The sequence below is a fragment of the Oscillibacter sp. genome (assembly GCF_040505565.1).
GTDB lineage: Bacteria > Bacillota > Clostridia > Oscillospirales > Oscillospiraceae > Oscillibacter.
In genome coordinates this window covers 68,983-75,448 of the sequence record NZ_JBEUWZ010000020.1, presented here as the reverse complement: position 1 = coordinate 75,448, position 6,466 = coordinate 68,983, and the positions used below count along the sequence as shown (strand labels likewise).

At 58.6% G+C, this 6,466-nt stretch carries 10 protein-coding genes; 6 read left to right on the top strand and 4 right to left on the bottom strand.

The genetic code is table 11. The annotated features are described in order from the left end of the window. Positions 1-59: 59 nt before the first annotated feature. From ABWQ15_RS10800 to ABWQ15_RS10785, 4 genes are read right to left on the bottom strand one after another with little or no spacing between them, the layout of a single operon-like run. Positions 60-770: an MBL fold metallo-hydrolase gene (locus tag ABWQ15_RS10800; protein ID WP_353908784.1), complete on the bottom strand. Its 711-nt coding sequence runs from the start codon at positions 768-770 to the stop codon at positions 60-62. Further along, a complete protein-coding gene (locus ABWQ15_RS10795; protein WP_353908783.1) occupies positions 770-1,081 on the bottom strand; it encodes a YbjQ family protein in 312 nt (103 codons plus the stop codon). Before ABWQ15_RS10795 ends, ABWQ15_RS10800 begins: the two co-directional genes overlap by 1 nt. Further along, the gene (locus tag ABWQ15_RS10790; protein WP_353908782.1) at positions 1,062-1,334 is read right to left on the bottom strand and encodes a hypothetical protein; all 273 of its coding nucleotides are present in this window, start codon (positions 1,332-1,334) and stop codon (positions 1,062-1,064) included. Before ABWQ15_RS10790 ends, ABWQ15_RS10795 begins: the two co-directional genes overlap by 20 nt. Beyond that, positions 1,318-1,968: a MerR family transcriptional regulator gene (locus ABWQ15_RS10785; RefSeq protein WP_353908781.1), complete on the bottom strand. Its 651-nt coding sequence runs from the start codon at positions 1,966-1,968 to the stop codon at positions 1,318-1,320. The genes ABWQ15_RS10790 and ABWQ15_RS10785 overlap by 17 nt, the downstream gene beginning before the upstream one ends. A gap of 265 nt (positions 1,969-2,233) precedes the next feature. Between ABWQ15_RS10785 and mutY the strand changes: the two genes are divergently transcribed. Genes mutY through ABWQ15_RS10755 form a run of 6 tightly spaced genes read left to right on the top strand, consistent with a single transcriptional unit; the run spans position 2,234 to position 6,431 of the window. Then, a complete protein-coding gene (gene mutY, locus ABWQ15_RS10780; RefSeq protein ID WP_353908780.1) occupies positions 2,234-3,352 on the top strand; it encodes an A/G-specific adenine glycosylase in 1,119 nt (372 codons plus the stop codon). Beyond that, on the top strand, positions 3,343-3,825 hold the full coding sequence (locus tag ABWQ15_RS10775) for a GNAT family N-acetyltransferase (RefSeq protein WP_353908779.1): 483 nt from the start codon (positions 3,343-3,345) through the stop codon (positions 3,823-3,825). Before mutY ends, ABWQ15_RS10775 begins: the two co-directional genes overlap by 10 nt. A 28-nt stretch (positions 3,826-3,853) precedes the next feature. Continuing rightward, complete coding sequence (locus ABWQ15_RS10770; RefSeq protein ID WP_353908778.1) at positions 3,854-4,336, top strand: GNAT family N-acetyltransferase; 483 nt, start codon at positions 3,854-3,856, stop codon at positions 4,334-4,336. 20 nt (positions 4,337-4,356) lie between these two features. Continuing rightward, entirely contained in the window at positions 4,357-4,959 is a 603-nt protein-coding gene (locus ABWQ15_RS10765; RefSeq protein ID WP_353908777.1) for a PF20097 family protein, read from the top strand. Between the two features lie 18 nt (positions 4,960-4,977). Continuing rightward, entirely contained in the window at positions 4,978-5,565 is a 588-nt protein-coding gene (locus ABWQ15_RS10760; RefSeq protein ID WP_353908776.1) for a thymidine kinase, read from the top strand. Beyond that, on the top strand, positions 5,562-6,431 hold the full coding sequence (locus ABWQ15_RS10755; RefSeq protein WP_353908775.1) for a radical SAM protein: 870 nt from the start codon (positions 5,562-5,564) through the stop codon (positions 6,429-6,431). Before ABWQ15_RS10760 ends, ABWQ15_RS10755 begins: the two co-directional genes overlap by 4 nt. Positions 6,432-6,466 lie beyond the last annotated feature (35 nt).

Below are 6,466 nucleotides of genomic sequence, written 5' to 3'. Positions count from 1 at the left end.
AGGACCGCAGAGGTGCGCGCTTTTTTCATTGATTGAAGGGCTTTCCGCCGCGGCTGAAGTCACAAAATCCACTGCTGTCCAAGCCGTTCCACGGGCAGCACGGTTTCCGCCCATTGGGGGAGGGCCCTCAAAAACGCCTCCGTGGGACGGTAGTCCTCCCACTGGTGCATGGGGATCAGCTTTTTCACTTCGGCAAGCTCCAGAAGATAGCGCAGCCCCCAGTCGGCGGCTCCCTCCTGCCGGGGGTCCAGCGGGGCGAAGGCCAAATCAATTCTCCGACCGCGGAGCGGTTCCACAAATCGCTTGAAATCCGTTTCCATATTCCGGTTCCAGGCCTTATCCTCTCCCTCCCAGTGCCACCAGTTCAAGTCTCCGGCGTGGTAAATCGTCTTCTCTTCGCAGGTCATCAGAAATGCCACTCCCTCGTCGGTGGAGGGCAAGGTCTCCACCGTGACGCCGTGGGGCAGGTCAATCTTCTCATTCCCGCTCAAAACGGCGCACTTCTCTGCCGTTACATCGGAGAGGTTCCATTTTTTTCGGTTGTGTGCGGACAGCTGAATATCCTTCCCCAGCAGAAAACGGATCTCTTTCCTGCCGTCGTCTAAGGAGAAAATTTGGGGATTAAAATGGTCGTGGTGCTGGTGGCTGGCAAAGCAGAACAGGGGCTTATCCGGCAGCTCCGGAAGTTCCCCTTTCCACCAGTCCAGCAGCAGGCAGACGGAATCCAGCTCCACCAAAAAGCCGCTGTGGGCCAAAAATGTGACGCGCATTATTTGAATTTTACCGCCGTGCCGTAGGCCACCACCTCAGCGGCCCCCTGCATCACGGAGGAGGATGCGTACCGCAGCCCCACCACCGCGTCGGCGCCAAGCTCCTGCGCCGCGTCCGCCATGCGCTTCGTGGCGATGGCGCGGGCCTCGTTCAGCATCTCCGTATAACCCGTGATCTCACCGCCCACCAGCGTCTTCATCCCGGCCATAAAGTCGTGGCCGAAGTTCCTGCTGTAGACCACGGTGCCCTTCACCACATCCATAGCTTCAAATTCCTGCCCAGGAATCGTTTCAATACTGACCAGCTTCATCTTCTTCTCCTCCTGCAATTTCCTTTATTCTTTGTTTTCTCGCGATCAAAATTGGAATCATCAAAGCCGCGTCGATCACGGCCAGGATCAACAAAACCAGGCGCATCACGTCATCCTGGGAAAAGTACCGTGCCCGGACCCATAGCAGCAGGGCAGCCATGGCCACCTCCCAGAACACGGCGATACACGCGCTTCCGTTGGCTTTTCTGCGGCGCTCACGCTGCCGGGACTGAAACTCAAAACCGCCTTGCATCATCTTCCTCCCGCTTGCCGATCTCACGCAGCCGCTGGATCAGGGCAATGGCCACGCCGACGATCACCACCGCGGGAATTCCCACGAGCAGCACCAGCAGCGGCATGGGCGGCGCGCCCGCCGGATCCTCCTGAAACGCCCAGACCATCAGCCAGATGAGGCCGATCATCAGCACCGTCATTAAAACCGCGCAGACAATTGGGGCAACATAACGCCTGCGCACATCGTCCTTCTGCTTGTTCATAAAGGTGGTCCCCTCCTGTTCCATTTGCTCCATCCGGGTCAGCACCGCCTCGGCATTCAAATCCTCCATCGTGGTCCCGTTCTCCGCCAATAAGCCGCACACCGCCCTGGCCTTGCTCAGATTCTCCGTGTCCCGGTCGATGGCCACCTGGTGGCGGCGCATGGCATCCTCCACCGTCAGCCGCCCGCTCTGGAGGCGGCGGATCTCCTCGATCGGGACGCCCAGCTTCCGCAGCAGCTTGATCCGCCGCAGCGCCTCCACATCGCTGTCACCGTAGTCCCGATAGCCGTTTTCACTGTTGCGCTGCGGGTTCAGAAGCCCCTCTGCCTCATAAAAGCGAATGTTTTTCTTGGTGATGCCCACTATCTGCTCCACTTCGTTGATCTTCAAAGCCCATTCCCTCGCTTTCTGAACGTATCCTATACCCTCCACAAGGGGAAAGGTCAAGAGGTTTTTAAAAATTTCTAAAAAGGGATATTCCGCCGCCGGTGAATATGATATACTAAGAAGCAATACGGGAGAAGGCCGGCGCGGAAGCGGAAGAAAAAACGGTCCGCCGAAAGCTCTCCTTCCGCCGTGTTCCACCGCCGCTTATCCTGAAAAAGCGCGAGCAGAGCGGTAAATTTTTAAAATTCAATTAGGAGTACATTATATCATGCCCCATGCCCCGCTGACAACTCTATCGGAAATTGTTCCGCCGCTTTTGGCCTGGTACCGGGCCAATGCCCGGGACCTGCCATGGCGGAAAACCAGGGATTCTTACCGCGTGTGGGTGTCGGAGATCATGCTCCAGCAGACCCGCGTGGCGGCGGTGCTGGGCTATTATCAGCGTTTTCTCTCCGCCTTCCCCTCGGTGGAAGCTTTGGCACACGCGCCGGAGGAAAGGCTCATGAAACTTTGGGAGGGACTTGGATATTACAGCCGGGCCCGAAATCTGCAAAGCGCGGCGCGGACCGTAGCAACGGATTTGGGCGGAGAATTCCCGGACACTTACGAAGGACTGCTGGCCCTGCCGGGCGTGGGGGACTACACCGCCTCCGCGGTCGCCTCGGCTTCCTTTGGACGACGGGAGCCGGCGGTGGACGGCAACGTGCTCCGGGTGTTTACCCGGCTGACGGACTGCCACGGCGATATCGCGGACCCAAAGACGAAGAAGTCCATCCGGGAGCAGATTGAGCCGATTATGCCCATTGAGCCGGAGGATATCCGCGTTTTTAACCAGGCCTTCATGGAACTGGGCGCCGTGGTCTGCGTACCCGGCGGTCCGCCAAAATGCGACGTCTGTCCGCTGGCGGACAGCTGCCTTGGCCGGAGACTAGGCACGGCGGAAAGCCTGCCGGTGAAATCACCTAAAAAAGCGCGGCGGGTGGAGGAGAAAACAGTTTTTCTTTTCTCAAGGAGTGGAAAAATTGCTCTGCGAAAGCGGCCCTCAGATGGGCTTCTGGCCGGTCTTTGGGAATTTCCAAACGCGGACGGAACACTGGATGAAGCCGCCGCCGGAGCGCAGTCCATCCTCTGGGGACTGACACCCAGCGCATGGAACCAGCGCCTGACGGCAAAGCACATCTTCAGCCATGTGGAATGGCACATGACCGGGTATGTGCTGGAGGTCTCCGGCGACGGGCCGGGGGACTTTTTCTGGGCGGACGGACCGGAGCTTGAAAAGAGGGCCATCCCATCGGCCTTCGCCCGGTTTCTAAGCGAGGCAAAGATCCTGCTGGGAGAAAAAGGCACAGAGAAAAATCTTGAAGGAGGCACTTCGCCATGGGCTTGACGCTGGAGCTTGCATATGACGATCAGGAAGAGATTCGTTCGCTGTTTCAGGAATACACGGATATGCTGGTGCGGGAGAGTCCGTCCTTTGCGGAATATTTAAAAATTCAGCACTACGACGCGGAACTGGACGATCTTCGCGGCAAATACGGTCTGCCCGGCGGGCGGCTGTATCTTGCGCGGGCGAACGGAGCCGGAGTGGGGTGCGTCGCGCTGCGCAGGCTGGACGAAGCGCGCTGCGAACTGAAACGGATGTATGTCCGACCTCCGTATCGTGGGCAGGGGATCTCTGCGGCGCTGATGGACCGGATTTTGACGGACGCGCGGGAGATCGGCTACAGGAAGCTGCTGCTGGACACCTTGCCGTTTTTGACCACGGCCATCGCCATGTACCGGCGGCGGGGATTTGTGGAGATTGCCGGCTATAACGACAGTCCCCTGCCGGAGACGATCTATATGGAGCTGGAGCTGTAAGCCCGGCGGAAAGCGAGGTACTGCGATTATGTTATTGACATTGGAATTGGCCTATGAACAGCCGGAGGTCATGCGTTCCATGATTCAGGAATACGTGGACACACTGATTATGGCAGTGCCGCCCTTTGCGTCCTACCTTCAGGTACAGCACTGCGATGCGGAACTTGCCAATCTGCGCCAGAAATACGGAAAGCCCGACGGGCGGCTGTATCTTGCCCGGGTAGACGGAAAACCGGCTGGCTGCGTGGCCCTGCGCAAACTGGACAACAAGACCTGTGAGATGAAGCGGCTGTATGTCCGCCCCCAGTTTCGGAAAAAGGGGGTGGGCGCGGCACTGGTGAACCGGCTGCTCTCCGACGCGCGGGAGATCGGGTACCGCTCTATGAATCTGGACACTCTCCCCATGCTGACCACCGCCATCCACATGTACCGGAAATTGGGCTTCTATGAAATTCCCCGGTATAACGACAGCCCCCTACCGGGGACCATTTTCATGCAGCTGCTGCTGTGACGCCGTAAAGGAGGAGCGAAATGGCTTTTTGGAATCAGGACGACGAGGGCGAGTGGGAGAAATACCAGAAGTCCAAAGAGAAAGAATCGCAGGAGCCGGAGGAGAAAAAAACGCCCTCGGTCTCCGAAGAATTCCACGAATATTTTAAGACCGCCCGCCAGGCGCAGTCTCCGGAATCCGGGGAAGCGGAACAGCCGGGAGAGAAAGCCTCTCCCTTTCAGACCTTTCTGTCGCGGTTCCGGGGAGATGAGAAGCCCGAGGAACCGGAGGGCCCGCCGGAGAAATGCCCCTGGTGCGGCGGAGACATGGTCAAGGGCTATCTGCAGGGGGGCCGGGATAGCGTCTACTGGCGCCCTGATATGCCTAAATTTCTCACCATACCCAGTGTATCTGTAAGTATGCTGAATGAGGGTAAATTGTACTCATACAAAACCGTATGGCACTGTGAAAAGTGCCATAAAATGGTGCTGGACACGCTCCTGCTAGATCCACCTCTGGGGAACGCCACCATTTCCGACGCCCTGCTGAACAGCATGTCCACCGAGGACCGGGCCGCTTATGAGCCGGACGCGGCGGCCGACACGCCCGCTGGGGAGCCGGAGGCACACAACCAGGAAACATAAGAGGGAGAATCAACATCAATGGCACAGCTTTACTTTAAATACGGGGCCATGGGCTCCAGCAAAACGGCAAACGCGCTGATGACTCGCTTTAACTACGAGGAGCGGGGCCAGCAGACCCTTCTGGTGAAGCCCCGGCTGGACTCCCGGGACGGCGACCACATGGTCTCCTCCCGCATCGGGCTGAAATACCCCTGCATTTACTTCGACGAGATGCAAACGATCAACCCCATGGAATTGCAGCAAAACGCCTGCATCATTGTGGATGAGGCCCAGTTTTTGACTAAAGAGGAAGTGGACTATCTGGTCTCCCTGGTGGATGACTGCGGTATTCCCGTCATCTGCTACGGGCTGCGGGCGGATTTCAAGGGCGACCTTTTTCCCGGCAGCGAGGAACTTTTGGTAATGGCGGACAAGATCGAAGAGGTCAAGACCATCTGCTGGTGCGGCAAAAAGGCCACCTTCAACGCCCGGTTTGATAAAAGCGGCTGCGTGCTGAAAGAGGGCGCTCAGGTGGTGCTGGGCGCCAACGACCAGTATATCGGCCTTTGCCGCAGGCACTGGCGGGAGGGGAATCTCGGTCCCGATTTCAAGGCGGGGCAGGCATGATCTGTACCCTCTGCCCTCGGGAGTGCTGCGCGGAACGAACGGAGACCATCTCCGGCGGGGTGTGCGCCATGCCGCTCACGCCCGTGGCCGCGAAGGCCATGCTCCACCAGTGGGAGGAGCCCTGCCTCGTGGGAGACCGAGGCGCGGGATGCGTCTTTTTTTCCGGCTGCAATCTCCGCTGCTGCTTCTGCCAGAACGGGACCATCTCCCGTCAGGGCCTCGGCAGATCCGTCGGCGTTCAGCGCCTGCGGGAAATTTATGACGAGTTGATCGCACAGGGCGCGGCCTGCATCGATCTTGTGACTCCCACCCATTTTACTCCCGCCATCGCGGAGTCTTTAAACCGGCCTTTGCCGGTGCCGGTGGTCTGGAACTCGGGCGGTTATGAAAAACCGGAGACCCTGCGGCTTTTGGAGGGCAAGGTGCAGATTTACCTGCCCGATCTCAAATACGCTTTGCCCGGCCCGGCGAAAAAATATTCCGGCGCGGAGGACTATTTTCACTGGGCCCGCGCCGCGATCTTGGAGATGTTTCGCCAGACGGGGCCGTACCAAATGGAAAATGGACGGCTGAAATCCGGCGTGCTGATCCGGCACCTGCTGCTTCCGGGAGAGCTGGAAAACACCCGCCAGGTTCTCGACTGGGTATCGGCGGCTTTCCGCCCCGGCGACGTGCTGTTTTCCCTTATGGCGCAGTACACGCCCCAGCGGGGGGCGGCGGGAAATCTCCGCCGCCACGTAACCGGGGCGGAGTATGCCGCCGCGGTGCAGTATATGGAAAACTGCGGCATCACCGACGGCTACACGCAGGAGCGCACCTCCGCAAAGGAGGAATATACGCCCAATTTTGATTTTTCAGGAATTTAAAAAGGAGACCGTCCGCGCACAGCGCGGACGGTCTC